Consider the following 24,364-nt stretch of genomic DNA (forward strand, 5'->3'; position numbering starts at 1 on the left):
GTAACCTGACTACTGTGACGACGACACCGATGGAGGAGCAGCAGCTCCCGCTCGGGGGAGAAGAGCCCGCCAAGGGCTTCCACCTCGCCCTCGAGAACTTCTCCGGCCCCTTCGACCTGCTGCTCCAGCTGATCTCCAAACACAAGCTGGACGTCACCACCATCGCCCTGCACCAGGTCGCCGACGAGTTCATCGCCTACACCACGGCCCTGGACAACGCCTGGGACCTGGAAGAGACCAGCGAGTTCCTCCTCGTCGCCGCCACCCTGCTCGACCTCAAGTGCGCCCGCCTGCTGCCCCGCGCCGAGGTCGAAGACGAGGACGACCTCGAACTCCTGGAGGCCCGCGACCTCCTCTTCGCCCGCCTCCTCCAGTACAAGGCCTACAAAGAGGCCGCCGAGCACCTGGCCGACCTGGCCGTGCGCGCTCGCGGCGTCCACGCCCGCACCGTCGGCCTCGACGACCGGTTCAAGGGCCTGCTGCCGCCCCTGGACTTCAGCCTCAGCCCCGACCAGCTGGTCCAGCTGGCGGCGAAGGCCCACGAGCCCAAGCCGGTGGAGCTGGTCGGCGTCGACCACGTCCACGCCCCGAAGGTGTCGGTGCGCGAGCACGCCATCATCATCTCCCGGCGCCTGCTCAAGACCGGCACGGCGACCTTCGCCTCCCTCACGGCCGACTGCGGGAACCGCCTCGAGGTCGTCGCCCGGTTCCTCGCCCTCCTGGAGCTGTACCGCGAGGCCCTGGTGGGCTTCGACCAGGTCCAGGCCCTCGGAGAGCTGTCCGTCCGCTGGATCGGCGGCCAGGACGCCTCCGCCGCCATCGACGTCGACGAGTACGCCGGAACCGCAGATTCGAACGAGGGGGACGAATGAACGAGGAGATCGCACAGTGGCGGCCGCCGGAGCAGGTGAAGGCCGACCAGCCCGTCGACGAGCCGGTGGAGGCCGACGAGTACTCCCAGGCGCTGGTCGAGGCGCCCGAGCCGGCTCCGCCGCCCGAACCCGTCCCCGACAAGTTCGAGGCCGTCCCCGACGAGGACCTCGCGGGCGCGCTGGAGGCCGTCGTCACCGTCGCCGCCGAGCCGGTCTCCGAGGAGATGCTCGCCGCCCTCATGGGGCGTCCAGTCTCACAGGTCCGCCACGCGCTGACGACGCTCGCGGCCGAATACACTGGAGACCGGCGCGGATTCGACCTGCGCCGCACCTCAGGAGGCTGGCGTCTCTACACCCGCGGCGACTACGCCGCCTATGTGGAGCGGTTCGTCACCGACGGGGCCACGGCCCGGCTGTCCAAGGCCGCCCTGGAGACACTCGCCGTCGTCGCCTACCGGCAACCGGTCACGCGCACGCGCGTCTCGGCCATCCGCGGCGTGAACTGCGACGGCGTCATGCGCACCCTCCTGACCCGCGGACTGGTCGAAGAGTGCGGGACCGATCCGGACTCCCCGGCGCTCCTGTACCGCACCACCACGCTTTTCCTCGAGAAGATGGGGCTCGACTCGCTGGACTCGCTCCCCGAGCTCGCCCCGTTCCTGCCCGACGACCTGAAGGACGTAGAAGAAGATGCAGCGACCCGGCAATAACGACGGCGTTCGACTCCAAAAAGTGATAGCCGGGGCCGGAATCGCCTCCCGCCGGGAAGCGGAGGAGATGATCCGCCGCGGGAAGGTCAAGGTCAACGGCGAGGTCGCCGAACTCGGCCGCCGGGTGGACCCCGTCTCCGACATCGTGACCGTGCGGGGGCGCCGCGTCGTCACCGACGTGGACAAGGTCTACTACGTGCTAAACAAGCCCCGCGGTGTGGTCTCGACCATGGAGGACGAGCACGGCCGCACCAGCCTCACGGAGTACACCAAGGGCATCCCGGTGCGCGTCTTCCACGTCGGCCGCCTCGACACCGACTCCGAGGGCCTCATCATGCTCACCAACGACGGCGAGCTGTCCAACCGCATCACCCACCCCTCGCACGGCCTGGTCAAGACCTACCGCGCCCAGGTGGCCCGCGAGTTCGACCGCCCGACGTTCCACAAACTGCTCAAGGGCATCGAACTGGACGACGGCCCGGCCAAGGCCGACCGCCTGCACATCATCGACGAGGCCGCCGGCCAGACCCTCATCGAGATCGACATCCACGAGGGCCGCAAGCACATCGTCCGCCGCATGTTCGACGCCGTCGACCACCCGGTCTCGCGCCTGGTCCGCACGTCCATCGGCCCGGTCAACCTGCGCAACCTCAAGCCCGGCACCCTGCGGCGGCTCACCCCCGACGAGGTGGGGGAGCTGTACAAGATGACCGAGCCCAACCCGGGCGCCAAGGGCCCCAAGAAGCGCTGACGGCCTTCGGCCACAATAGAGGACATGACAACTCTTCTCAACATCGTCTGGGTCGTGCTCGCCGGGATCTGGCTGGCGATCGCCTACTTCTTCGCCGGGATCGTGTACTGCATATTCATCGTCACGATCCCCTTCGGCATCGCCAGCTTCCGCCTGGCCGGGTACGTCATCTGGCCTTTCGGGCGCACCGTCGAACGCGACCCCTCCTCAGGTGTCTTCACGCTTCTGGGGAATATCCTCTGGTTCGTCTTCGGCGGCCTGGCCACCGCGCTGACCCACCTGATCACCGGCCTGCTCCAGGCGATCACGATCATCGGAATCCCGCTGGCCATTGCCAACTGGAAGATGGTCCCCCTCGCCCTCTGGCCGCTCGGGGCGCGGATCGTCGACAAGCCTTGAACCTCACAAACACCCTCTATCCGCAGCACCCGGCGCTTGTCGGGAATGTTAAGTTGGCGTGGTTTACGACAATCAGATGGGAGCGTAACCGTGTCTGAGGCATCCAAGAAACCAGTCATCGCCATCGACGGGCCTTCCGGTTCCGGCAAGTCCACCGTCTCGAAGACACTCGCCACAGCCCTGGAGAGTGCCTACCTCGACACCGGCTCCATGTACCGGGCCGCGACGTACGCGGTCATCCAGGCCGGCGTGGACACGTCCGACGCCGACCAGGTGGTCAAGACCGCCACCGGCGCCGACCTGAAGTTCGGCACCAAGCCCGAGGACCCCTTCACCGTGGTCGGGGGAGAGGACGCCTCCGCGGCGATCCGCTCCGAGGAGGTCACCGCCGCCGTGTCCGCCGTCGCCTCCCAACCCGCGGTGCGCGAGAACCTCATCAAGATGCAGCGCGGCATCATCGCCAAGGCGAAGTCCGGCATCGTCGTCGAAGGCCGGGACATCGCCGAGGTCGTCGCCCCCGACGCCGACCTCAAGGTGTACCTGACCGCCGACCCCGCCGAGCGCGCCCGCCGCCGGGCCGCCGAGACGGACGGTGACGAGTCGAGCACCCAGGCTAGTATTGACAAGCGCGACAAGGCCGACTCCAAGACCACCCGTCCGCTGGAGGCGCCCGAGGGCTCGCACGTCATCGACTCCACCGAGCTGCCCATCGTCGAGGTCGTCGCCAAGATTCTGGCCCTACTGAACAACAGGAACATTGATGGATAACGAAACCTGGACCGACGGCGAGAACGGACCCGTCCCGACCGTAGCGGTCGTCGGACGCCCGAATGTTGGCAAGTCCACCCTGGTCAACCGCATTCTCGGCCGCCGCGCCGCCGTCGTTCAGGACCAGCCGGGCGTGACGCGCGACCGGATCGCCTATGACGCCGAATGGGCGGGCAAGAACTTCAGCCTGGTCGACACCGGAGGCTGGGAGCCCGACGCCGACGGCATAGGCGCCGCCATCGCCGCGCAGGCCGAGCTGGCCATGAGGACCTCCGACGTCATCGTCTTCGTCCTCGACGCCCGCGTGGGCGTCACCGCCGCCGACGAGCAGGCCGTTCGCATCCTCCACCGTGCGAAGAAGCCCGTCATCCTGGTGGCGAACAAGGCCGACTCCGAGAAGCAGGAGGCGGACATCGCCGAACTGTGGAGCCTCGGCCTCGGGCAGCCGCGCCCCCTCTCCGCCCTTCACGGGCGCGGTGCGGGCGACCTGCTCGACGACATCGTCGAGGCCTTCCCGGAGGAGCCGACCGGATCGCTCAAGGAGGAGGGTCCCCACCGGATCGCCCTCGTCGGGCGGCCCAACGTCGGCAAGTCCAGCCTGCTGAACAAGCTCGCCGGCTCCGCCCGCTCCGTTGTGGACGACGCCGCCGGCACTACCGTGGACCCCGTCGACTCGATCGTCACGATCGACGACGAGGACTGGACCCTCGTGGACACCGCCGGTATCCGCAAGCGCGTCAAGTTCGCCTCGGGCGCCGAGTACTACGCCTCCCTGCGCACCCAGGCGGCCATCGAGTCCGCCGAGGTCGCCATCGTCCTCCTCGACGCCTCGGAGCCCCTCTCCGAACAGGACCAGCGGGTGATCAGCCAAGCGGTCGAGGCCGGCCGCGCCCTCGTCCTCGCCTTCAACAAGTGGGACCTCGTCGACGAGGACCGGCGCTACTATCTCGAGAAGGAGATCGATCGCGAACTGGCCCAGGTCGCCTGGGCGCCCCGCGTGAACATCTCCGCCCTCACCGGACGCTCCGTGCAGAAGATGGCCATCGCCGCCCGCACCGCTCTCGAGGGCTGGACGCAGCGCATCACGACCGGCGAACTGAACAAGTGGATCTCGGATCTGCAAGCGGCCACGCCCCACCCGGGGCGCAGCGGCAAGATCCCCAAGGTCCTCTTCGCCTCACAGGTCGGCATCGAGCCGCCACGCTTCGTGCTGTTCACCACAGGACCCTTCGACAAGCAGTACCAGCGCTTCATCACCCGTCGCCTCCGCGAGGACTTCGGCTTCACCGGCAGCCCGATCGACCTGGTCATCAAGCCGCGCGAGCCCCGCGAGTCCAAAAAGGGCCGGAAACGCTGAGGCGGACCCGCCTTCAAGGCCCCTTGAACGGTGCGCTATATTAGTACACGTCGCCGGGACAACCGGCGGAACTGGGAAAGACCAGGTCATACGGCCTGAAATTCCCGGGACGGGCTATGGCGCAGCTTGGTAGCGCACCTTACTGGGGGTGAGGGGGTCATCGGTTCAAATCCGGTTAGCCCGACCATAGAGTGCTTGTTAGAACCCCGGTCCTTTTCAGGGCCGGGGTTCCTTGCTGTCCGGGCCTCGTTTCCTAGGGGGTCGCGGATCGGCTCGATGTAGGCCCCGAACCGGCTGTTCTGCCCGAAGTCCCCGTTCCGGTCTTCGCTGTCGACCCCACGGCCCTGGCGAACCAGATCGTGTTGAGCGTTTTCCGCCCCGTCTCATCAATCCTCTGAAAGAGCCCCTTAGGGTTGTCCGGGAGTCCGCGGTGAGGGCGTCTACACGTCCGTGGACGGTGGTGAAGGCGTCGGGTTCGGGTCCGGAACGTGTGGCGGAGTCTGTCTCTCTCCAGTCGGACGGATTTCGGTCCTCCGGTGCGCTTCTCGGTCGGCCGGTCAGCGTGGCCGAGGAGTCCCATCTACTGGCCCTCGAAGGTACTCGGCATGGTGATCTCACCCTTGATCCGCTTGGTCGCCTTCACGACGAGAGTGGCGTGGTCATTGATCCTCTGGGCAAGATCTTAGCCCCAGATCGTCACGGTCCTCATCGGAGTTCGCCATCGCGGTGTAGTGGTCGGCCAGTGCTAGTTCGAGTTCGATGGCGCGGAACCGGGGGAGCTCGCAAATTTATCGACGAGCCGGCTCTGGAGCACCTCACCGGCAACGCCGCTATCTCCGAACACCGTGATCCAAGCGAGCCGCGCTGAAATCGACCACTTGCTGATTCCATCATCATTGCTCCGGCAACCGCGAACACGATCTGCAGACTCGCGGCAGGTATCGCGGATAACTGCGCTCTGGAAATCGTCACCGAGTCCATCGGCGCCGGGATTCCAACCACCGTCATCCCCCTCGTCAACAAGGCCCTGGCAAATCGGCTGCCATGCCGAGAAGCTGTAGATCGGCTTCGAACAGAAGGCATACTCGTGGTGATGGGAACTGGCGACTACGGGCCCGTGGATCTGGGGAAGGAAACCTGGCGATTAAGACCTTTCCCTGGCAGAAGGGCTTGGCCGATACGTAACGCTGTTGAAAATGACTACGGTGGGCGAATGAAACGCTCCAAGTTTGAACGCCATCACAGAGCTCGAATCGCTTGCGGATATTCGGTTTCTAAGGGTCATGCACACCGAAAGCAATTGCGTAAAGGACGAGGCTGGGTTGAATTCGAAGCCGGCGGATCGGCAGACGTCGCGTTCGCTGCCGGCAGGCTCGGCTTTCGCGGGTCCGCGGGCGGGAGCAGCTGCGACGTATAACCTGCCTGTACGAGAGCGTCCGCAGCGGCCAGTGCAGACTCGGGAACTTCGACAGGCGTCATGAATCCGCGGCCCGGGTACTGCACGGCGCGATCAAGTTCCCCGACCAGGCGGGCAACAACGAGCCCAGGTTTCACTCCGTCGCTCTCGAGGTTCAGCAAGTATTCGTCGAAGCCGGCTGACCCGACGAACGATTCGACCACCGGCATCTCCGGCCACAATCGGCGTGCTGTGGCGATAATCCGGGTAGCCATGTAAGGCAGCGACACGAGCAGCACCGCCTTGAGATCGACTTCTTCCTCAGTAAGAATCCACCGGGAGAACTCCAGGTTCTGTTGCGTGTTCCGCGCTTCGGTCTCCAACCGGATGACATGTCCCAACGCAGGGATGCGCGCGGTCATCCGTGCACGGTAGGCCCGCGCCTCACCTTCCGGAAGAACGACTTCCGACAAGCGCCCGCTCCCACCGGAGACGACGATCCGGGACGACGCGCCGTCCGTCCAGGCCTGGACTGCGGCATCGGCGACTCGAACGTCATGGCTCCCGGCCACTATCATCGCGTCATAGTGCCGGCGGACGTTCCTGATGGCGGGGGAGCGGAGGGCCTCCCAGATCAAACGGGCGTGTTCGAGGTCCTCAACAGCCGGGGTGGGGGCGTAGGGGAGTTTGAGCGTCATGAGATCAGTCTAGGCAGTAGGTGCGACGTGGCCTGCCAGATAATGTTCCGCCGACCGACCAGACGCGTGAGTACTATCGGCCATTCAGGGCGCATGTCGCGTCGCCACCAGTGCCACCGGCACACTAGGTGCGTTAGTCAATGTCTCTATTGTGGTCTGAATCGACCAGTGAGCTCTCGGTCGGCCCTTGTCGGAAACTGGAGATGGCAGTGGCGCAGCACAGTGCGAGGACTCCACAGACGGCAAACGAGAACATGCCCAGCGGAGTGAAGTACATGGCAGTGACCGGGGTGAGGTGCAGTCCCACGACAGTCAGCATGGCTGCTTGCCAAGGCAAGTTAGTTGCCGCCCAGACCGCGGCGGGGGCAATGAAAAGGGTAGCGAAAGGGAGCCCGAGCCATAGTGCCCACCCGTGGGTGTGGTGGGGTCCAGGATCGGCGGCGCAGTCGACGGTCAACATGCTGCGGCAGGGTGACTGCGCCAGTTCCCATGTCGCGAGCATGCACTGACCGATCAGAAATACTCCGCTGAGGAGGGCGGCACCAGTTCCGCGTTTGAACCTGGATGTCCATGGGGTGTGAGAGGCGGAGGAGAGCATAGGGATGTAACCTAACGGCGAAGTGACGTACGTAGGGTTCGGATGGTGGAACGCGATCCAACGCGTCGGCAATGACGAGAAGTTCTTCTCAATTGTGAACGGTTGGGAACTGCAGTAGGCCAACTGGTGCGGATCCCGATGTGGAAGACCCAGTAGGACTACATCCTCCATCCTGCGGGACGGTGCGCCGCACCTACGGTTGAATCCAACGTGAGACTATTTTTGCGTGGAAGAGTATTACTGGCCCGACTGGGGAGCCTATCAAGACCGTGAACAGGATGCCCGAGAAGCCTGGCCGAACATGGTCACGGCGCTGCCGGTTGGAACAGATGTCGCGGGCGAAGTCATCGGCCGTCAACCGTTCGGTGTGTTCCTTCGACTCGAAGGCCATCCACAGGCGATCGGTCTGGCACAGATCACGGCCATGCCAACATGCCGCTGCTTTTCGGTGTGCCACGGACTCGAAGGTGGTGATGTAACTGTTTTCGAGGTGCTGTGTAGCTGATGGAGGTTGGCCCTCCGAGATCGCCTTTCGGGAGGGGGTCTCAAACCGGCGTATGCTGCATGACCGGTAACGGGACTGTGGTGAGCGATACGTTTAGAAGGCAGCGTTGAGCTGTCAGGTGGGGACTGCGGAGACGTTGCGTGAAATCCAGTGTCAGAGACTCTGGCTGGGGCCCTGTTTGAAGCGTCGAAAAGCGTTGAACTGATGTCAAAACCGGCCTGTCGAAAAGAGGCTGGGAGGAGTCTGGCAGAAACCCGTTTACTGGCCAGGCGGCATCCGGCGTAAAGGGGGCGTGAACGCAGTCTGCTGCGGCTGCATGGAACGTGGGAAGATCCTCGCTCGATGCGAAGGGAGTGTTCCGAGCCTTAGCCGGCGAGGAATCGAGTACCGATGCGGGCAGGGGATTGCGGACGGTCTCGTAGTAGTGGCGAACCTCTTGCTGGCGCGGTGGGAGTGGAGCGAAGGGGACCGGCAATACAGATTCAGATTACTGGGTCAACCAGCGATGGGAGGAACCCCGTGAGTGAATCACGGTCAGCGACCGGGAAGCCTTTTGACGTGTCCCGGGAGGAGGTATGGGCCGCCTGGTTGGCGGTGGCCCGTAACGGCGGAGCCGCCGGAGCCGACGGCGTGGGGATCGACGATTTCGGTCGTGATGCGAAGACACTGCAGGGAGGCCTGTACAAGATCTGGAATCGCATGGCGTCGGGATCGTATTTCCCTAAGCCGGTTCGGTCGGTGTCCATACCGAAGCCCGCAGGCAGTGGTCGGCGGGTTCTCGGCATACCTGTTGTGGCCGACAGGATCGCTCAGACGGTGGTGGCGAAGCGTGTTGAGGAGGTGGTGGAACCTCTGTTTCACTCCGACTCCTACGGGTTTCGACCGGGCCGTTCAGCGAAGGAGGCCGTGAAGGTTTGCCGGGATCGGTGCTGGTCACGGTCTTGGGTGGTCGATGTTGATATCGCCTCGTTCTTCGACGAGGTGGACTGGAACCTGCTGGTGAAGGCGGTGGAGGCCCTTGGGCTTCCGTCTTGGGTGGTGCTTTATGTGCGCCGCTGGCTGGCCTGCGAGGTCATCGATGCCGACGGGGATGTTGCACCGCGTGAACGGGGGCTGGCGCAAGGGGGACCGGTCTCGCCGGTGTTGGCGAACCTGTTCCTGCACTGGGCGCTGGATTCCTGGCTGGAACGTGCCCATCCGATGGTCATGTTCGAGCGTTACGCCGATGACGTGGTGATTCACTGCGTTTCGCAGCGTCAGGCGGAGAAAGTCCTGGCTTCGCTGGAGGTGAGGATGACCGAGGTGGGTTTGCGGCTCCATCCGGAGAAGACTCGTATCGTCTACTGCGGAAATGACCGCGACGTTCGATGGAGTGGCCCGCGGTCGTTTACTTTCCTGGGGTTCGATTTCCGGTGCAGGCCGGGAGGATGGCGCCGGGACGGGGAGCGGATGACGACGTTTTCGCCTGCTGTCAGTAGAGCGGCGCGTAAACGGATGTCGCAGGTGATGCGGTCTTGGCGGATCGGCAGGCGAACCGATCGGGGGTTCGATGAGATCGCCCGGTTGGTCAACCCGATCGTTCGGGGCTGGATGAACTATTACGGGTCATTCGGTCGCTCCGAGCTCTATCCGCTTCTGGGACAGTTGAACGCGATGCTGGCGAAGTGGGTGAGGAAAAAGTATCGACGGTTTCGGAGCTGGAAGCGGTTTATCCGCCGCTGGTGTCAAGTCGTCGAGGAGTACCCCGCCTATTTCGAGCATTGGCGTTGGGTGACGAGAATGGCACGCTGACCGGTGTTGCAGGAGCCGGATGACGCGAGAGTGTCACGTCCGGATCTGTGGGAGCGCGGCGGGGAGGTTCCGCCGCGCCACCCGACTTGCCTCATGGAGGTGAACGCGTCAACGGCACCGTTATCTGGCTCGACGACCACAAATATCAGGTTAAAATCCAACTCGATGAATGGGCCGAACACCCCGATGGGTGGCCGGAGATCGCGGGCTCGGTCGGCGCGACCATAGACGGCCCCGTCACCAAACTCACTCCTATCGGCGCGTTCGTTCACATCAGCAACTGCATCGAGGGATTGCTTCCCTTCAATGAATTCTCGACGGAACTCGTCGAAGGTCGACAAGTACGAGTTCGGGTTGCAGGCGTCGACCTGACTGGCCGGAAGGTACGGCTGGTTTCTGAGCCCGGGAGGTCGGGTAGCAATGACGTCTGACGATCGTCCCACCGAGGTGCGGCCACTGGCTGCAGTCACCAACACTGGCTCTACGCTCAATATTGAGGTTTCCGTCCAGATGAACCCGCCAGTGATAGCCGTGCGCTGGGCTAGCGCAGGTATTGCCTGCGTTTACAACGAAGCAACTTATTGGGAGAGCCTGATCGCGGCCCGAGAAGATCTGGAGGCCCACGGCTGGATTCTGTGTTGCCAAGGAGCCCGTCCCGAAGCCCAACCGTCGGGGATGTGTCTGCAGATGGGAGACGGGCGAGAAGTCTACGAATTCAAACAAGGTGTTCTCGAACCAGTGAGCAATGAACTCATTGACATATTCGACCGGGCGGAGCCAGACCAGGTTGGGACCGTGGTCCAGCAGCGTCACGCGATGTCTCGCCGGTGGTCAGGGATCTTCAATCGTGGGCATCGTAGCTGAAATCAATTGTACGCGCCGGGGCGACGATGAGGGCGCGGAACCACCCCGGCGGCCTACTCGGCGCCCCACCTCGCAGGGCATTACACCTAATTCCCCGGCGATGTAGGCGACGGCGAGTCGCGGGTTGATCCTGGCCGTGGCGGCTCGTAACGGTTTAATCGGGGCGATTTGAACTGCTGAACTTGGACAGTTGAGTTGCGGTCAGTGGGCAGTCGCCTCGATCCACTGTGGGATCACTTCGGAAAGAGAGGGCGGAGCCTCTGTGAGCTGCAGCCGGTCTATGTTGTTCGCGATCCGTGCCAATCTGTCGCGAAGGTCGGGCCTCGACACCCAGAAGTTGCGAGGGTGCCGCCCAAGGCAGGCGACGAGGAGGTCTCCAGGGAAGTAGTGGCCTTCCTTCAATGGATTGACTTCGAGCATGTCGAGCGCGATAGGGATGATCCACGGCAATCCGATGCCTTGGCCGATGAGCATCCGAAGGTCCTCAGCTTCAAGGTCGCGGAGAGGAGCTTGTCGGAGCCGGTGACAGGTGCGGATCAGGTACGACGCGTCCGGGCCAGGCTCTTCCCAACGGTCGGACTCCAGCTCCATGATGGATTTGTTGCTGTAGGTCGGCACATGGAACTCCAGTACGGTCGGATAGGATTCATAACATGAGTCATGCTCAGTTAGTAGCTGTCGGTTGGGTCAGAGCCCCTGCAGCGCATAGAAAAAGAGCCTCTGGTATCAGTCTTCTTAGTTACAGGTCAGATTACCACCGAAGGCCCTCTTGCATCGTGCCTGCGATCCATGGCGTCACAATACCCGCACTTCCACCTATCCGTTAGGCTGCACCGATGCCGAGTGGGCTCTAATCGCCACGCTCCTGCCAGTCCCGGCCGCCTTAACCGGACGTGGCGGGCATGAACACCACTGTCGTCGGGCGATCGTCGACGCCATTCGGTACATCGCCGACTCCGGCACGAAATGGCGCAGCCTCCCGGTCGACTTCCCTCCGTTCAAGACGGTGTTCGGTTTCTATTCGCGCTGGGTATCAGCCGGTGTGTGGGACCGCATAAACACCGTCATTCGTGAAGAGCTCCGCTACGCCGCCGGGCGGAAGGCCGAACCCTCAGCGGCCTCCATCGACTCCCAGTCGGTCAAGGCTGACATGACCGTTCCGGCCGCGACCGGAGGGGCTATGATGGCGGGAAGAAGATCAACGGCCGCAAAAGGCACCTGGCCGTCGACACTATGGGCCTGATCCTGGTCGTGATGGTCACCGGCGCCGGCGTTCAGGACCGTACCGCCGCCCGCGACCTCCTGTTCGCTCTCTCCCAGCGGTTCCCGACCATCGCCCGAGTCTGGGCCGATGGGGGCTACCAGAGCCCGATTGCCGACCTCGCTCGAGAGCTCTATGGATTTGTCGTCGAGATCGTTTCTAAACTCGCAGGCCAGAAAGGGTTCGTGGTACAGCCTCGACGCTGGGTGGTGGAGAGATCCTTCGCCTGGCTCATGCACCGGCGCCGACTCTGCCGCGACTACGAGCGCAAGCCCGAACACGCCGAGGGGTTTGTGCTGGTCGCCAGCATCTTCGTCATGGCACGGCAGATCTCCAAAATGGAATCATGACCGCAGAGACGGCTTCTCACACATGGCTCGCCCTCAACATCCATGAAGGACAATAATCGTCCATATTGTCATAGTGGAACCCCGATCGAAGGGGTAGTTGGAAAAGGCTCATTGAAGACAGGCTCGGGTGTCTGCCCTAGGCCGAAGTCGGATTGGCGGACCTCTTCCGGACGGGACGTCTCAACTGTGTCGGAGGACCGGCGGCCGTGTGCGTCAGCCGCGGTGCTTCTTCGCCTCTTCCATGAAGACGAGCAGTTGCTCTGCCGTGACCTGCGTCAGCCGTCTCACCGCGTCGGCGTACTGTTCACCGCTCTCTCCTTCACGGTAGGCGTTGTATCCGTCGACGCAGTCCGAAGCGTCCGAGAACAGGTCGCCGAGAAGGTCTTCCCACGCCTCCTCCAGATCCGGGTCGGGGTAGTAGAAGTAATCGTAGGCCTCGTCGACCGCACCCCACAGGTCGTAGCAGGCCATGGCGATCTCATAGTGCCGATCCTGTGTGCGCTCGTCCTCCGGCGCGTCCCTCAATTCGCCGAGGATGTCGTAGATTTCGCTCCACTCGGTGGCGAATCGGACGACGAGGTCTTCGCCGCCCTCCTCGTACCAGGCCCAGAGTTGCGTCTCTACCAGTTCCCTCGGTTTCGAGTCCCGTGTGGTGATGAGCCCGTCCAGCTGGGCGTAGTCGGGGTCGGCCAGGGTCTTCGCATAGTGGAGGTCCCGGGCGGCGGAGGTGACGACCACGGCAAGGAAGACGACGGCGAGAAACGCCGTCCGGACTCGACTCCCGGAACCTGCCGCGGTCCTCGGGCCGGGACGGAAACGGGAGGCCGCCCGCCCTACCGGAGCGGCCAGCAAGGCGACCAGGAGACAGGCGATCATGACGACGTCCAAGAGGCCGCGCAACTCCGTCCACGCCACCGGTTGCGGCGGCGAGCACTCCGTGGCGAACGTGTCGAAAGGCCCGAGACAGCCGTCCGCCGAGGTCAGAAGCACGAACGCGGCGACGCCGCTCCAGAGTGCCAGCTGAGACGCTGTCAACGCGTTCAACAGGCGAGCCTCGTCGGCTCTCCTGGCGGCTCCCACGGCGGCAATCGTCACTCCGATCAAGACGGCCGCGGCACTCCAGTAGTAGAACACCGCGTGCTCGATGTCGCCCAACTTGGCCGATTCGCCTCCGTCCGTGAAGAACCGGATGGTCAGGATCAGTGCTGTTCCCGCCCCGAATCCGACGAGAGCGGGTCTCAGGCAGAACCGCAACGGCCCCTCGGCGTCCCGTCCGTGCGGCCGGAGGAGGACAACGCCCCAGAGCGCGGCGATCGCGGTCCACAGATACGGCACGAGGGCGACCATCGAGACCGGGAAGAGCCACACCCACATGGCCGTCACGAAGGAGTCGGCCTCGCCTCCTTTGGAAACGATGATGTCTTCCCAACTCTGCCTCAGTGCTTCGGCGTCGAAGAAGTTGATCGGGCCATGGTAGTAGCCGCTTGCGAACCTCCACACGACCAGGAGCCCGGTCAAGGCGATCCAAAAGGAGACGAGTGCGGCGGTGGGACTGGCCCAGCGGAAACGGTCGCCGCGCGAGGCCGCCCAGACGCGGACCGACTGGGCCGCCCACCATCCGAACAGCGTTCCCAGGAGGACCAGCATCAGAGGCGCCTCGGGGTGCGACGGCAGCCTGGTCAGGGAGATGTTTCCGTCCAGGAGGGCCGTCCCCACGGCCATGCCGAGTCCCAGCCATGCTCCGACGGCGACTCCCGACGGGCGGCGCACTCCCGAGGACTCTGGCAGGCGGGCGGACTGCCAAAGGTGGATCGCGGTGATGCCCGCCGCCGGGGCAGCACCGACGAGCGCGGCGAGGCCGGTGGAGACCACGTCGGGAACGGTGGCCGCGTTGAGGGTGGAGTAGACGCGCAGGAAGATGATGCTCGTGGCCAAGCCGGTGAGGACCATCGCGAGGGGTGTGATCCGCAGGGCCAGAGCGGGTTCCCGTGCCGCCGCGGCCCGAAGATCGACGTGGGGATGGTTGCGCCACAGGTCGAGGAAGCGCGCGCGGATTCGTCGCCGTTGATGCTTCCTCTCCTGGCCCTCCTCGTTGTCGGACGAGGTGCGGCGGTGTGGATCGCCGCCCCACTCGATCGCCGCCAAGTCGGCGTGGAGTTCGCGGGCGCGCAGCACGTCGGTGCGCGCCAGGTAGATCAGCAGGGTCATGAGTCCGGTCGAGACCATGTTGAAGGTGTGGATGCCGACCAGGTTCTCCGCCCACGCGTAGTCCACGACCGCCGTGCGCAGCGAGTACGCGCGCACCGCCAGGTGGGGGAGGAGCACGAGGACGAGGAAGACGCGCCACAGGGCGATCACGGTGTAGGTGATGGTGATGTCGCGGTTGCGGATGTGGCCGAACTCGTGGAGGACGACCGACTCGAACGCGTCGGGGTCGCTGCGGCGCAACTCGAACAGACCGGCGTGGAGGCGCAGGCGGGGATGCCGGTCGGTGCCGTAGACGAGGGCGTCCGTCGACGGGTTCGCCGGGTCGACGTAGACGCGCGGGAAGCGGCGCAGTCCGGCGTGCTCGGCCAGGGACCGCAGATGCCGGTCCATGGCGCCGTTCTGGTCAACGCTCTTCAACGGCACGACGAGGGCCCGCCGCGACTTCCAGAGGGGGATCAGGTGGAACAGAGAGTACGTGGCGAAGGCGAGCAGGGCCGTCCACACGAGCCCCACCCAGATCGTCGGCGACGGATAGCGCTCCACGCAGGTGGCGATCATGTCGGCGTTGCGGGCGTAGTTCGCGGCGGCGTTGACTGGAGCGTCGAGCTCGAAGTTCACTCCCGCGGCGCGGAAGCACCGTTCACGCCCCGTCTCGGCATCGAGGAGGTTGCGCACTTCGAGGATCATGGTCGCCGCGCTGACCGTCAGCAGTGCGACCAGCTGTAGGAAGCGCAGGGTCGTGGCGGTGGCGAGGTGCGGCACGACGGTCGGCCTCCGTGCCGGCCGGTCCCGCTTTCCGGTGCCGATCATCGGTCGAGTTCGTCGGGTGGCGCCTCGGCCAGTCGGCGGACGAGCGCGTCGGCGGCTGCGATCGCCGACTCGTCCGGTACTTTTCGTCTCCGGGCCTCGTCGAGGAAGGCCTGGTAGATCTCGGCCAGCTGCTCCTTTGTGAATCCGGGGACGGGAGTCCGGGACCGGCGGAACAGCGACCCGATCCACTTTCCGGCGCGGTCGAGCAGTGAGTCCGTGGCGCCCTTGGCGGCGTGCTCGACTACGACCCACACGACCGGGGCGATGAGGACGGCGATCTCGCCGATGCCGAAGCCCAGCGGTTCGCGCCGTGGGGCGGCTCGTCGCAGACGTCGGGAGACGGCCGCCTCCCTCAGTTCGCCCAGGCCCTGCACGACGGGCAGCTCTTCAGGGGCGGTGTCGGCGACGACGTCGCGGACCACGTCGTAGATGGTCGAGGAACAGTGGGGCATGGGCGTACCTCCGCGGTTCGATGGCGGGGTGTCCGCCGGGGTGCGAACGTAGAACTCCCAGCGTACTGTTGTTACGCTCGCCCATGGCGTACCAGTCGTCATGACGACAAAACCAGGTCGGGGCGTCGGCGCCGCTGACCAGTGCAGTGCCGTGCTCGGGGTTCCCTCGGAGCCGGCGGTTGTGACGGCCACTCCGGGCAAGGGAATCGAGAAGTGGCCGTTGTCCGTGGCGAAACCGAGGCCGTCGGGCGGACGGCCGCAAGAGAACGCGCCACCACCGATCAGCTGCCGATCTCTCGCCCTGCTCGCCTGCCTGATCTATGTCTCCGAGTCATTGATCGGCAAGATCGAAAAAGCGAACGCCCCTGCGTCGAAGCGCTCGCCCGAAACCTTGGCCAGGCGCTCGACACTGGAGGCGTCCGATGCCGAGCGCTACCGCTCGTTCGAGCCCGTCCGGACAATTCCGGGGAGTCCGGACGCGCTGAGGCGACGTCCGTCTCCGAAGTGCCACAGCTGGAATACCTTGGTGAAGATGACGAAGCAGGGATCGCAATGAACCGCCGGACTCTACTGACCGGGGCAACAGGTTGGGGAGCTCTGTTCGCTACCGCGACCAGTCCCGGCGGGATACCGCTGTCAGAGCTCTTGTTCGCCGATCTCAGAGGCGACGTAGAGGATCGTCCGGTCGACCCTCACGAGGTGAGGAGCCTGGTCACCCGCGTCAAGACCGACTATCGATCGTGTCGCCTTCGCAGCGCCCGGCGAACGATCGCCAGGGTTCTAACCAGCCTTAGTGCTCCAGCCATGGTTCTTGTATTAGGGAACTGCGGTTGTCGGCAGAAGCCTTGTGACGCTGGAGATGTCCGTGAAACCAAAGACTGCTGTTGTCGGTGTTTTCTGTTGTGAGACAGGAAAACCAGACGGCAGCCGCTCAGTCCAGCAAAATCATCGCCGCCCATGAGGAGGCCTCCCACCGGGTGTTCTCTGCCCTCTCGTCACAGTTCGGGCGGCCGGAGGCGTTCTGGAACGTTCAGACCTACACAAAGGGCTTGATGACGGAACTGGCCTCGAAGAACACCTGGACGATCAGCGAATGGGCGGGACACCCGACTCCTGACCGGCTGCAATACCTGCTGGAACGCGCCCGCTGGGACGAGGCGTCCGCCCGCGAAGCTCTCGGGAAGGTCACCATCGACGTGCTCGGCACCGGCGGCATCCTGGTGTTCCGGCCCCGAACGCCGCGAACAGTCCGAAATCCCTGAACACGTCGCCTTCGCCACCAAGGGCCAGATGGTCGCCTTCGAGGACCCCAGCTACGAGGCAGGTCACCACTACCTGCTGGTTCGGGAGAATCTCGACACCGGTGAGCGGGCGTTCCACCACGTCTGGTGGCCGAGGCCGGCCACCTTCGCCCAGCTCGTTCATGTCGCCGGGTCACGGTAGGCGGTTTAGGGGACATTTCAGCAGGCCAAGGGCTGCCACAGGCTCGACCACCACCAAGTGAGGACCTGGAAGTCCACCTACCGGCATTTGACGTTCGTGATCGCAGCGTTCCTCATCCACCTGGTCGGCCACCGAACGGTGGCATGCGCGGACAGCGAACAGGATGCTGGCGGGGCGAACACGACCCGTCGCTCCAACAGGGATTAGGGCCGGGGGTATTTGTCGATCGGTTCTTGGCGCGGAATTCTCTGCGGCGGCGCGTTGCGGCCTCCCGTACGAAGATCCACTCATAGTGATTATATATTGACATGTCTAGAACTAGTAACTAGTGTTGGCGCCACCCGAACACTTCGCAGACTCCCTTCCGAAGAGAGGATGACATGTCCAGGAAACCAGTCTTCGTTCGTGCGCTCGCCGCCCTTGCAGTCGTCGTCGCGGTATTCGCCGGCTCGTCGACCGTCCAGGCCGACGAGGCCGGAACTCTAGCCGGCCCGTGCGGGTCGTCGTACTCCCATGTCGGGCACCATAAGATCACCAAGAGCCCATACGGAACCGTCGGACACCTCGATGTCTACTGGTCTTCGAGCACCAAGCGCAATTGCCTTGTCGTCAACGGTTACGGTGCGGCGTACGGGTACAAGGACCTGAAAGTCGCCTGGCTGTGGGACGATCGCGGTGTGGGCAGCCCGGTCGCCTACGACAGCGGACAGTACTCGTACTACGCCGGGCCCGTCTACACTCCGCGGGGCAAGGACATGACCGGCAAGTGCATCAGCATCCAAGGCCGCATCGACCTGCCCAACGGTACGTGGGTCGCAAGGAGGATGGAAAGGGTCCACTGCGGATGAGCCACAGTGGCCGAGATCCCTCACGTTCGTGGATCGACGCCATCATGATTCCCGCCTCCTCATAGTTCGCGGTGTGGCGCAAGGAGCTAGAGGATCGGCTCCCAAGACCCGCCTCAGGACCCTGGGCCACGCCGCGATTGAGCACATCCGCCCCTGCGGGGAGAAAAGCTTGCGCAGTCGCGTATTCACCCACACGACTGCCCAGCGGCGCGGGCGCCACCGAAGCGGCGGCACGGCGTGCTTCGACTATTGGAGGAAGGCCCGAACGCCGTCCAGACCGCCTTGTCCTCGAGCATGACTCGACGCCCACCTCGACGTCGGGACGCACATGGACGAGGGCGGCGCCGAAACTGGTCGTGAGCACCCCGCCGGAACGGTCACTCTTCGTCCCGACGGGTATGCGCTCCGATGTCCCGGCGGAACACACCCTTGCCCTGGGCGACGTCGGCGTAGACGGCCTCGCCCTCGACCAGGTCGCCTTCTTCCTCAGCCGAAGTCTGGAACGGAGTGAACGGCTCGTCGGCGCGGACCTGTAGCTCCCAGTCGGTCGGGCAAGCCCACAGACCGAGGCCGTTCACCTCGTTGCGGCAGACTTCAACGCCCTCGCTCTGCACGACGTAGACCGTTTCGCCGGGCACGCCGACTCCGCTGAAGACGGCTGTGTCGGAGCCGACGAGGTCACCGCCTTCAGGGTGTTCGATCGCCGTTCCGCACGCGACACGAGCGCTGTCCGGGCCCCGGGCCATGCCCGGAACGCCGGACTCGCACGTGATATCGGTCCCGCCCGCGGCCGTCGGAGCCGCCACTGCGGCACCGACGGCCATCGTTACTGCTCTGAACAGCAAGCGCTAAAATTCGACCGGCCACAGTAGTCGAACCCACGCGAATACAAAATCTAAGAGCGCTGAAACCGGGTAACGACGCGAAAGTCCTGTCAAGAGTCCATGGAAATCGTCCTTCTGCAGTACGGGAATTCCAAGGCGCGATGAATGGTCGAAACTACGAGGTGCTGCCGATCACCACCAGACGTCGCATGGTTATCGCCGTCAATTAACGTCAGGCGGCGTTGGCGGGACAGTCGTCTGTACGACTGTTCGAGGCTCGGTGGGTGCGTAGTACGCGCTTCTTGGATCGGCAGTGGAAGTGCGTCCAATTCTGGAGAGTCGAGCGGGCACCTTCGTTCGCCTATGTAGGACAGAATCGTTCTTCTTAAGTCTACAATAGAACAATTGTGTCATTATTTTCTAATGAGTTATATAACAATCAAAGTCGATTAAGGGGTACTACTGTTCTTCATGGCCTATGAAAGGAAGTGGTCATACAACAATTAGATCGGATGGTGCTGCTGGATGCATTGAACGTGGCATCCATCCCGAGGAGGACGGTAATGCCACCTGGGCCCGCCTCGGCTTCCGCGGGGGCTGAAGGGGCAGACGGAGGGGCCGGCGTCACCTCAGGCACAAGGATCTTTGTCAAGACTTGTGGGGCCCAATGGCATCAGTGTCAATACCGGACTCGCCGCCCAGTTCCACATCACGATTGAACGCGATCTGACCGATGCGCTCGAGGGCTGGGTATGGAGAGGCTCTATCCGTTCAGGGGCAGTGTTCTCGCGTAGCCGAATATGGGGATTATACGACCTATTAGGCCATTGGTGAAGGCTGCCGGCGGTCGAGAATGACGGGATACCCGGTTCATTATAGATGGAGGAAAGTTTCTGTCGCATTGGAAGTCTCATTTCCAAGCCAATGGCGAAAGGAATCTTTTGTAAAAATGAAGGTTAGATATGTTAGGCCGTCCGGCGTTCTGGCGATGGGTGTTGCGACCGCCCTGGCGTGGAGTGCGTCGCCGGCCTTCGCCGGTCAGGCCACAGCTGAGAATTGTACTGACGGGGTGGATGGTTTGACCGTCGCACCAGTGGAATGGACGACCGAATCAGGGGGTCTCGTCGGTCGGGTTTCACTCTCGAATCCCGGGGAAGTCAGCCTAAGGGAACTCACCGTCTCTTATGACTTGGAAGAAATTCTCCGGGATTGGGACTGGGATGGCGTTATCAGGCCGGACGGTGGCGAGGTCGAACTACTCGATGGCCAGTTCACCTGGTCGGGAGACCTGTCGGCGGAAGAGGACCGGATGTTCTCCTTTCGACTGATCGACGGTCTTTCGGCCGAAGAAGTTCCGGTGCTCCCTGAACCACGGATGTCCGGTCAGTCCTGTGGCCCGCCGCAGACCGAGGTCGGTTCTCTAGACGAGTCGCAACCATCTCACAAAGGCGCATCAGGGCATGCGAACGAGAAGAACCCGGGCCCGACCGCATCGCAGGACGCCTCAGAGTCTTATCGTCCACCCGAACAGAGGCGGTCCTGCACCAACTTCGCCTATGTGTCCGTGGGCTCCGCACCCACCGTGATCTACCGATTCTATCCGTTCTCGGGCGAGTCGGAGAACACCGGGATCACAATACCGAGCGGTTTGGACGCGATCGGCGTGGGTCCAGACGGCAACCTTTACGGTATTTCCAAGAACCCGTTCCGCCTCGCGATCATCGATCCGCAGACTTCGACCGTCACCTACAGGGAAATCGACGGCCTTACCAGGAACCGAAGCTGGTCTCTGGGCGATTTCGACGCGGAAGGGAGCCTGTGGATTGCGGGAGAGGCCGTAGAAAGTTCGGCGATCCTCGACGTGAACTCCGATCCGGTCAAGGTCACGAGTCTGCCCGATCCCGGCTACGGCGGCTGGTATGACTGGGCGTTGAACCCGGCTGACGGCCGGTTTTATGCGGCCGACGGTCGCAATGGGGACCTCATCACCGTCGACAGCACGTCGAGTCCGATGAAAGTCGTCCTGAAGAACAACGTATGGCCTACGGGAAGCCAGTACAACGGTGTTTTCTTCGGAGAAACGGGGATCATGTACGCCATTGACTCCAATGGAAACGTGCAGAGCCTGGATCTGAGCGACTCTACCCCTGAAAAGCCCGTCACCGCTGACAAAATCGGCAGCACGTCCAAGGTGGGCATCGTCTCGGGGGCATCGCAGGGAGCCACTGACGCAGGAGGTTGCATTCTGGCGAAGGACTTCGGCGACGCTCCGGATTCCTACATGACGAGCTACTCGAACGATGGGCCCCACCACGACGAACTCACAGGGTTGACCATCGGGGAGGCCATCGACCTGGAAGGGGACGCGCGTCACTCGATTCTTGACGACGGAAGCCTCGGTGAGCTGGACGGGACCGGTGACAGCGACGACGGGCTAGACGAAGTGCCGGCCGTTCAGGATCGGACGTACACGATCGCTCCGACCGTGATCAACTCGACCGGCGGACCAGCGACTCTGGCCGCGTGGTCGGACATGAACCAGGATGGGTCCTTCTCTGAGGACGAGCGAGTCATCGCTTCGGTCCCGAACGGCACTGAAGGTACCGTCGAGCTCAATTGGAACGTGTTGGAACTCCCTCAAGAGAATGGGACCACGCACCTGAGACTGCGCTTGTACCAGGGCGATAGATCGGACCCAACGCCGAACGGCCTCGGAGGAGCCGGCGAAGTCGAAGACTGGCCCGTCGAAGTCCGAGTTCCGAAGGCCGATCTGTCGACGGTGAAGACGGCTTCTGGAGGTCCGGTCGCTCCGGGCGAGGAGTTCGACTACACGGTTACGGTTTCGAACGCGGGCCCGTCGTCGGCTCAGAATGTGACTGCGGTGGATGAACTGCCTGCGGGGTTGTCGTTCGTGTCGGGTGAGGGCTGTTCTGCGGAGGGGCGGACGGTGACGTGTGGTCCGGAGGAGAGCCTGGCTTCGGGGTCGGAGAAGGCGTGGACGTTCACTGTGGAGTTGGACTCCGCGTATATCGGTGACGGCTCTGATCTGGGCAATACCGCTTCGGCGGACTCGGACACCGATGACGGTAGTCCGGACAATGACGAGAGCGAGGAGGCCGATCCGCCGGTCATTGAGCCGAAGGCCGATCTGTCGACGGTGAAGACCGCTTCTGGCGGTGCTGTTGCTCCGGGGGAGGAGTTCGATTACACGGTTACGGTTTCGAACGCGGGCCCGTCGTCGGCTCAGAATGTGACTGCGGTGGATGAACTGCCTGCGGGGTTGTCGTTCGTGTCGGGTGAGGGCTGTTCTGCGGAGGGGCGGACGGTGACGTGTGGTCCGGAGGAGAGCCTGGCTTCGGGGTCGGAGAAGGCGTGGACGTTCACCGTCGAGTTGGATTCCGCCTACACGGGTGACGGTTCGGACCTGGGCAACGTCGCTTCAGCCGACTCTGACACTGACGATGACAACTCGGACAACGACGAGAGCGACCCTGTCAACCCGCCTGACATCGAGCCGAAGGCCGATCTGTCGACGGTTAAGACTGCGTCGCTGGGTCCTGTTGCTCCGGGGGAGGAGTTCGATTACACGGTTACGGTTTCGAACGCCGGCCCGTCGTCGGCTCAGAACGTGAAAGCCATCGACGACCTGCCCGACGGTCTGACGTTCGTGTCCGGAGACGACTGCAATGCCACAGGCCGGACGGTGACCTGTGGCCCTGTCTCGCTGGTCGAGGTCGGAGAGCAGACCTCGTGGACGTTCACGGTCGAGTTGGACTCGGCCTACACGGGTGACGGCTCTGATCTGGGCAATACCGCTTCGGCGGACTCGGATACCGATGACGGTAATCCGGACAACGACGAGAGCGAGAAGGCCGACCCGCCGGTCATCGAGCCGAAGGCCGACCTGTCGACGGTGAAGACCGCTTCTGGAGGTCCGGTCGCTCCGGGGGAGGAGTTCGAATACACAGTTACGGTTTCGAACGCGGGGCCGTCGTCGGCTCAGAACGTGTCCGCTGTGGACGAACTTCCCTCAGGTCTGACGTTCGTGTCGGGCGAGGATTGCTCCGCCGAGGGCCAGACGGTTACATGTGCCAATCGTGCGTCTCTCGCAACGGGCTCGCAGACATCGTGGACATTCACCGCAATGTTGTCGCCGGACTATACCGGTGACGGCTCTGACCTGGGCAACACTGCCTCGGCGGACTCGGATACCGATGACGGTAATCCGGACAATGACGAGAGCGAGGAGGCCGACCCGCCGGACATCCTGCCGCCGAACGCGCACCTGCAGGTGACGAAGACGGTCGACTCCGGAGACGGTGTCACAGCCGGCGACGAGATCGACTACACCGTAACGGTGGGCAACCTCGGTCCGTCGACCGCGGCCGATGTGAAGGCCATTGACCAGCTTCCGGCGCCGATGGCGTTCACCGCCGGTGACGGATGCGCCGCTGAAGAGCAGAAGGTGACTTGTGGCCCGGAAGCGACGCTTCCGGTCGGGGCGCAGAAGTCGTGGACGTTCACCGTCCAGCTGGACGACGCCTACACCGGTGACGGTTCGGACCTGGGCAACTCGGTCGCTACCGACTCCAGCACCGATGGAGACTCCGACGGCACCGACCCGGTGTTCCCGATCATCAAGCCCAACCAGGTCGACCTGGCCGTGGCGCATGAGGCCGACGACCGGATCACGCACACCGGAACGATCACCTCGACCGTGGTCAACTACGGTCCGCACCCCGCACGGGGCGGGGTCATCGAGATCGAAGTCCCCGACGGCCTGACCACCGCCGGGGACTCTGTCGGCGCCGACTGCGACATTCAGGGCGGCACGGCCGTCTGTGAGTTCGGTGAGGTTCTCGCACCGCAGGGCGAAGCGGCTTCCCCGGTGGTCCTCGCCGAGGCCGCGCATGATGAAATCCAGATCAGCATCCCTGTCGAGACGGCCTCGATGTGCCGCGTGGCCGACGAACGCCTTTCGACGTCGGCCACGGTCCGCACCGCCGAAGGCCACGAGGATGTGGACCTGTCGAACAACGACGACGAAGATTACGCCATTGTCGTCGAAGGCGGGCCGGGTTGCGATGATGGTGCTGCCGTTCTGCCTACGACGGGCGGTAGCTTGACCGCCGCAGTTGTCGCAGCGGTCGGCACCGTCGTGCTGGGCCTTGCCCTGATGACGGTCGCCAGGACCAGGAGGGAACGACGCGACGTGGGTTGACGCCACACTGTGAGTTCGGGGCTGTGGAAGGTGAGACCGCCTGCTACAGCCCCGCTACCGTATTCAGAGCCGACCCGATGGAACCTCTCGTCCGCCCGTTGAGGAGTGACGTCTGATCAAATCTCAGTTCTGTCGTGCATGCCGACATCGCCGTTGGTTCATTCAGGACCGTCCGCTGAACTCCCGACGCTTATGCGCATTCCACATGGGATCTCGACGTGGCCGCTGACAGTTCTCC

21 protein-coding genes, 1 tRNA gene and 1 pseudogene are annotated in these 24,364 nt (G+C 63.7%); 18 read left to right on the top strand and 5 right to left on the bottom strand.

The genetic code is table 11. The annotated features are described in order from the left end of the window. The first annotated feature begins 14 nt into the window (after positions 1 to 14). The 8 genes and pseudogenes from ACFTE1_RS07995 to ACFTE1_RS08030 form a co-directional block, all read left to right on the top strand. Entirely contained in the window at positions 15 to 872 is an 858-nt protein-coding gene (locus ACFTE1_RS07995; RefSeq protein ID WP_380621753.1) for a segregation and condensation protein A, read from the top strand. After that, positions 869 to 1,582, top strand: a complete 714-nt coding sequence (gene scpB / locus ACFTE1_RS08000) for an SMC-Scp complex subunit ScpB (protein ID WP_380621751.1) — start codon at positions 869 to 871, stop codon at positions 1,580 to 1,582. Before ACFTE1_RS07995 ends, scpB begins: the two co-directional genes overlap by 4 nt. Next, positions 1,563 to 2,333, top strand: coding sequence for a pseudouridine synthase (locus ACFTE1_RS08005; protein ID WP_380621749.1), 771 nt, complete (start codon positions 1,563 to 1,565; stop codon positions 2,331 to 2,333). Before scpB ends, ACFTE1_RS08005 begins: the two co-directional genes overlap by 20 nt. 24 nt (positions 2,334 to 2,357) lie before the next feature. After that, entirely contained in the window at positions 2,358 to 2,732 is a 375-nt protein-coding gene (locus tag ACFTE1_RS08010) for a YccF domain-containing protein (RefSeq protein WP_380621747.1), read from the top strand. 90 nt (positions 2,733 to 2,822) lie between these two features. Continuing rightward, positions 2,823 to 3,500: a (d)CMP kinase gene (gene cmk / locus ACFTE1_RS08015; RefSeq protein ID WP_380621745.1), complete on the top strand. Its 678-nt coding sequence runs from the start codon at positions 2,823 to 2,825 to the stop codon at positions 3,498 to 3,500. Then, positions 3,493 to 4,857, top strand: a complete 1,365-nt coding sequence (der, locus tag ACFTE1_RS08020) for a ribosome biogenesis GTPase Der (protein WP_380621743.1) — start codon at positions 3,493 to 3,495, stop codon at positions 4,855 to 4,857. The genes cmk and der overlap by 8 nt, the downstream gene beginning before the upstream one ends. 110 nt (positions 4,858 to 4,967) lie before the next feature. After that, positions 4,968 to 5,044, top strand: a tRNA-Pro gene (locus ACFTE1_RS08025). 705 nt (positions 5,045 to 5,749) lie between these two features. Continuing rightward, positions 5,750 to 5,869, top strand: a pseudogene (locus ACFTE1_RS08030) (flavoprotein); the annotation flags it as partial. A 269-nt stretch (positions 5,870 to 6,138) separates the two neighbouring features. Here ACFTE1_RS08030 and ACFTE1_RS08035 read toward each other — a convergent pair. Beyond that, entirely contained in the window at positions 6,139 to 6,951 is an 813-nt protein-coding gene (locus ACFTE1_RS08035) for a YdcF family protein (protein WP_380621741.1), read from the bottom strand. 824 nt (positions 6,952 to 7,775) lie between these two features. On the opposite strand from ACFTE1_RS08035, the gene ACFTE1_RS08040 reads away from it, so the two are divergent. The 3 genes from ACFTE1_RS08040 (at position 7,776) to ACFTE1_RS08050 (ending at position 10,276) form a co-directional block, all read left to right on the top strand. Then, positions 7,776 to 8,054 carry an RNA-binding protein gene (locus ACFTE1_RS08040; RefSeq protein WP_380621739.1) on the top strand — a complete coding sequence of 93 codons (279 nt, stop codon included), beginning with the start codon at positions 7,776 to 7,778 and terminating at the stop codon, positions 8,052 to 8,054. 558 nt (positions 8,055 to 8,612) lie between these two features. Then, on the top strand, positions 8,613 to 9,845 hold the full coding sequence (ltrA, locus tag ACFTE1_RS08045; protein ID WP_380618290.1) for a group II intron reverse transcriptase/maturase: 1,233 nt from the start codon (positions 8,613 to 8,615) through the stop codon (positions 9,843 to 9,845). A 47-nt stretch (positions 9,846 to 9,892) separates the two neighbouring features. Continuing rightward, positions 9,893 to 10,276 (top strand): S1 RNA-binding domain-containing protein, encoded by a 384-nt coding sequence (locus tag ACFTE1_RS08050; protein ID WP_380762667.1) that lies wholly within the window; start codon positions 9,893 to 9,895, stop codon positions 10,274 to 10,276. Between the two features lie 634 nt (positions 10,277 to 10,910). On the opposite strand, the gene ACFTE1_RS08055 is transcribed toward ACFTE1_RS08050, so the two are convergent. Next, positions 10,911 to 11,327, bottom strand: coding sequence for a contact-dependent growth inhibition system immunity protein (locus ACFTE1_RS08055; RefSeq protein WP_380617910.1), 417 nt, complete (start codon positions 11,325 to 11,327; stop codon positions 10,911 to 10,913). 151 nt (positions 11,328 to 11,478) lie between these two features. Here ACFTE1_RS08055 and ACFTE1_RS08060 point away from each other — a divergent pair, with 151 nt between their 5' ends. Next, on the top strand, positions 11,479 to 11,952 hold the full coding sequence (locus tag ACFTE1_RS08060) for a transposase (RefSeq protein ID WP_380617911.1): 474 nt from the start codon (positions 11,479 to 11,481) through the stop codon (positions 11,950 to 11,952). Then, positions 11,928 to 12,320 carry a transposase gene (locus tag ACFTE1_RS08065; protein WP_380618065.1) on the top strand — a complete coding sequence of 131 codons (393 nt, stop codon included), beginning with the start codon at positions 11,928 to 11,930 and terminating at the stop codon, positions 12,318 to 12,320. Before ACFTE1_RS08060 ends, ACFTE1_RS08065 begins: the two co-directional genes overlap by 25 nt. A 213-nt stretch (positions 12,321 to 12,533) precedes the next feature. Here the strand turns inward: ACFTE1_RS08065 and ACFTE1_RS08070 are convergent, their stop codons facing one another. Further along, complete coding sequence (locus ACFTE1_RS08070) at positions 12,534 to 15,338, bottom strand: M48 family metallopeptidase (RefSeq protein WP_380617912.1); 2,805 nt, start codon at positions 15,336 to 15,338, stop codon at positions 12,534 to 12,536. Beyond that, positions 15,335 to 15,790 (bottom strand): hypothetical protein, encoded by a 456-nt coding sequence (locus ACFTE1_RS08075; protein WP_380617913.1) that lies wholly within the window; start codon positions 15,788 to 15,790, stop codon positions 15,335 to 15,337. Before ACFTE1_RS08075 ends, ACFTE1_RS08070 begins: the two co-directional genes overlap by 4 nt. 100 nt (positions 15,791 to 15,890) lie before the next feature. Here ACFTE1_RS08075 and ACFTE1_RS08080 point away from each other — a divergent pair, with 100 nt between their 5' ends. The 4 genes from ACFTE1_RS08080 (at position 15,891) to ACFTE1_RS08095 (ending at position 18,081) form a co-directional block, all read left to right on the top strand. Then, a complete protein-coding gene (locus ACFTE1_RS08080; RefSeq protein WP_380617914.1) occupies positions 15,891 to 16,346 on the top strand; it encodes a hypothetical protein in 456 nt (151 codons plus the stop codon). A 328-nt stretch (positions 16,347 to 16,674) separates the two neighbouring features. After that, positions 16,675 to 17,052 carry a hypothetical protein gene (locus tag ACFTE1_RS08085; RefSeq protein WP_380617915.1) on the top strand — a complete coding sequence of 126 codons (378 nt, stop codon included), beginning with the start codon at positions 16,675 to 16,677 and terminating at the stop codon, positions 17,050 to 17,052. A gap of 28 nt (positions 17,053 to 17,080) precedes the next feature. Then, positions 17,081 to 17,233, top strand: coding sequence for a hypothetical protein (locus ACFTE1_RS08090; RefSeq protein ID WP_380617916.1), 153 nt, complete (start codon positions 17,081 to 17,083; stop codon positions 17,231 to 17,233). 380 nt (positions 17,234 to 17,613) lie between these two features. After that, positions 17,614 to 18,081, top strand: a complete 468-nt coding sequence (locus ACFTE1_RS08095) for a hypothetical protein (protein WP_380617917.1) — start codon at positions 17,614 to 17,616, stop codon at positions 18,079 to 18,081. A 377-nt stretch (positions 18,082 to 18,458) separates the two neighbouring features. Here ACFTE1_RS08095 and ACFTE1_RS08100 read toward each other — a convergent pair whose 3' ends face one another. After that, positions 18,459 to 18,926: a hypothetical protein gene (locus ACFTE1_RS08100; protein ID WP_380617918.1), complete on the bottom strand. Its 468-nt coding sequence runs from the start codon at positions 18,924 to 18,926 to the stop codon at positions 18,459 to 18,461. 1,072 nt (positions 18,927 to 19,998) lie between these two features. Here ACFTE1_RS08100 and ACFTE1_RS08105 point away from each other — a divergent pair. Continuing rightward, a complete protein-coding gene (locus tag ACFTE1_RS08105) occupies positions 19,999 to 24,126 on the top strand; it encodes a GEVED domain-containing protein (RefSeq protein WP_380617919.1) in 4,128 nt (1,375 codons plus the stop codon). The last annotated feature ends 238 nt before the right edge of the window (positions 24,127 to 24,364 follow it).

Source organism: Salininema proteolyticum (assembly GCF_042685645.1).
Taxonomy (GTDB): Bacteria; Actinomycetota; Actinomycetes; order Mycobacteriales; family Micromonosporaceae; genus Salininema; species Salininema proteolyticum.

Excerpts from the sequence above, each read along its gene's own strand:
- scpB (WP_380621751.1), top strand. The coding sequence starts at position 869 with ATGAACGAGGAGATCGCACAGTGGCGGCCGCCGGAGCAGGTGAAGGCC.
- ACFTE1_RS08005 (WP_380621749.1), top strand. The coding sequence starts at position 1,563 with ATGCAGCGACCCGGCAATAACGACGGCGTTCGACTCCAAAAAGTGATA.
- ACFTE1_RS08010 (WP_380621747.1), top strand. The coding sequence starts at position 2,358 with ATGACAACTCTTCTCAACATCGTCTGGGTCGTGCTCGCCGGGATCTGG.
- der (WP_380621743.1), top strand. The coding sequence starts at position 3,493 with ATGGATAACGAAACCTGGACCGACGGCGAGAACGGACCCGTCCCGACC.
- ACFTE1_RS08035 (WP_380621741.1), bottom strand. The coding sequence starts at position 6,951 with ATGACGCTCAAACTCCCCTACGCCCCCACCCCGGCTGTTGAGGACCTC.
- ACFTE1_RS08070 (WP_380617912.1), bottom strand. The coding sequence starts at position 15,338 with ATGATCGGCACCGGAAAGCGGGACCGGCCGGCACGGAGGCCGACCGTC.
- ACFTE1_RS08075 (WP_380617913.1), bottom strand. The coding sequence starts at position 15,790 with ATGCCCCACTGTTCCTCGACCATCTACGACGTGGTCCGCGACGTCGTC.
- ACFTE1_RS08080 (WP_380617914.1), top strand. The coding sequence starts at position 15,891 with ATGACGACAAAACCAGGTCGGGGCGTCGGCGCCGCTGACCAGTGCAGT.
- ACFTE1_RS08090 (WP_380617916.1), top strand. The coding sequence starts at position 17,081 with ATGGTCGCCTTCGAGGACCCCAGCTACGAGGCAGGTCACCACTACCTG.
- ACFTE1_RS08095 (WP_380617917.1), top strand. The coding sequence starts at position 17,614 with ATGTCCAGGAAACCAGTCTTCGTTCGTGCGCTCGCCGCCCTTGCAGTC.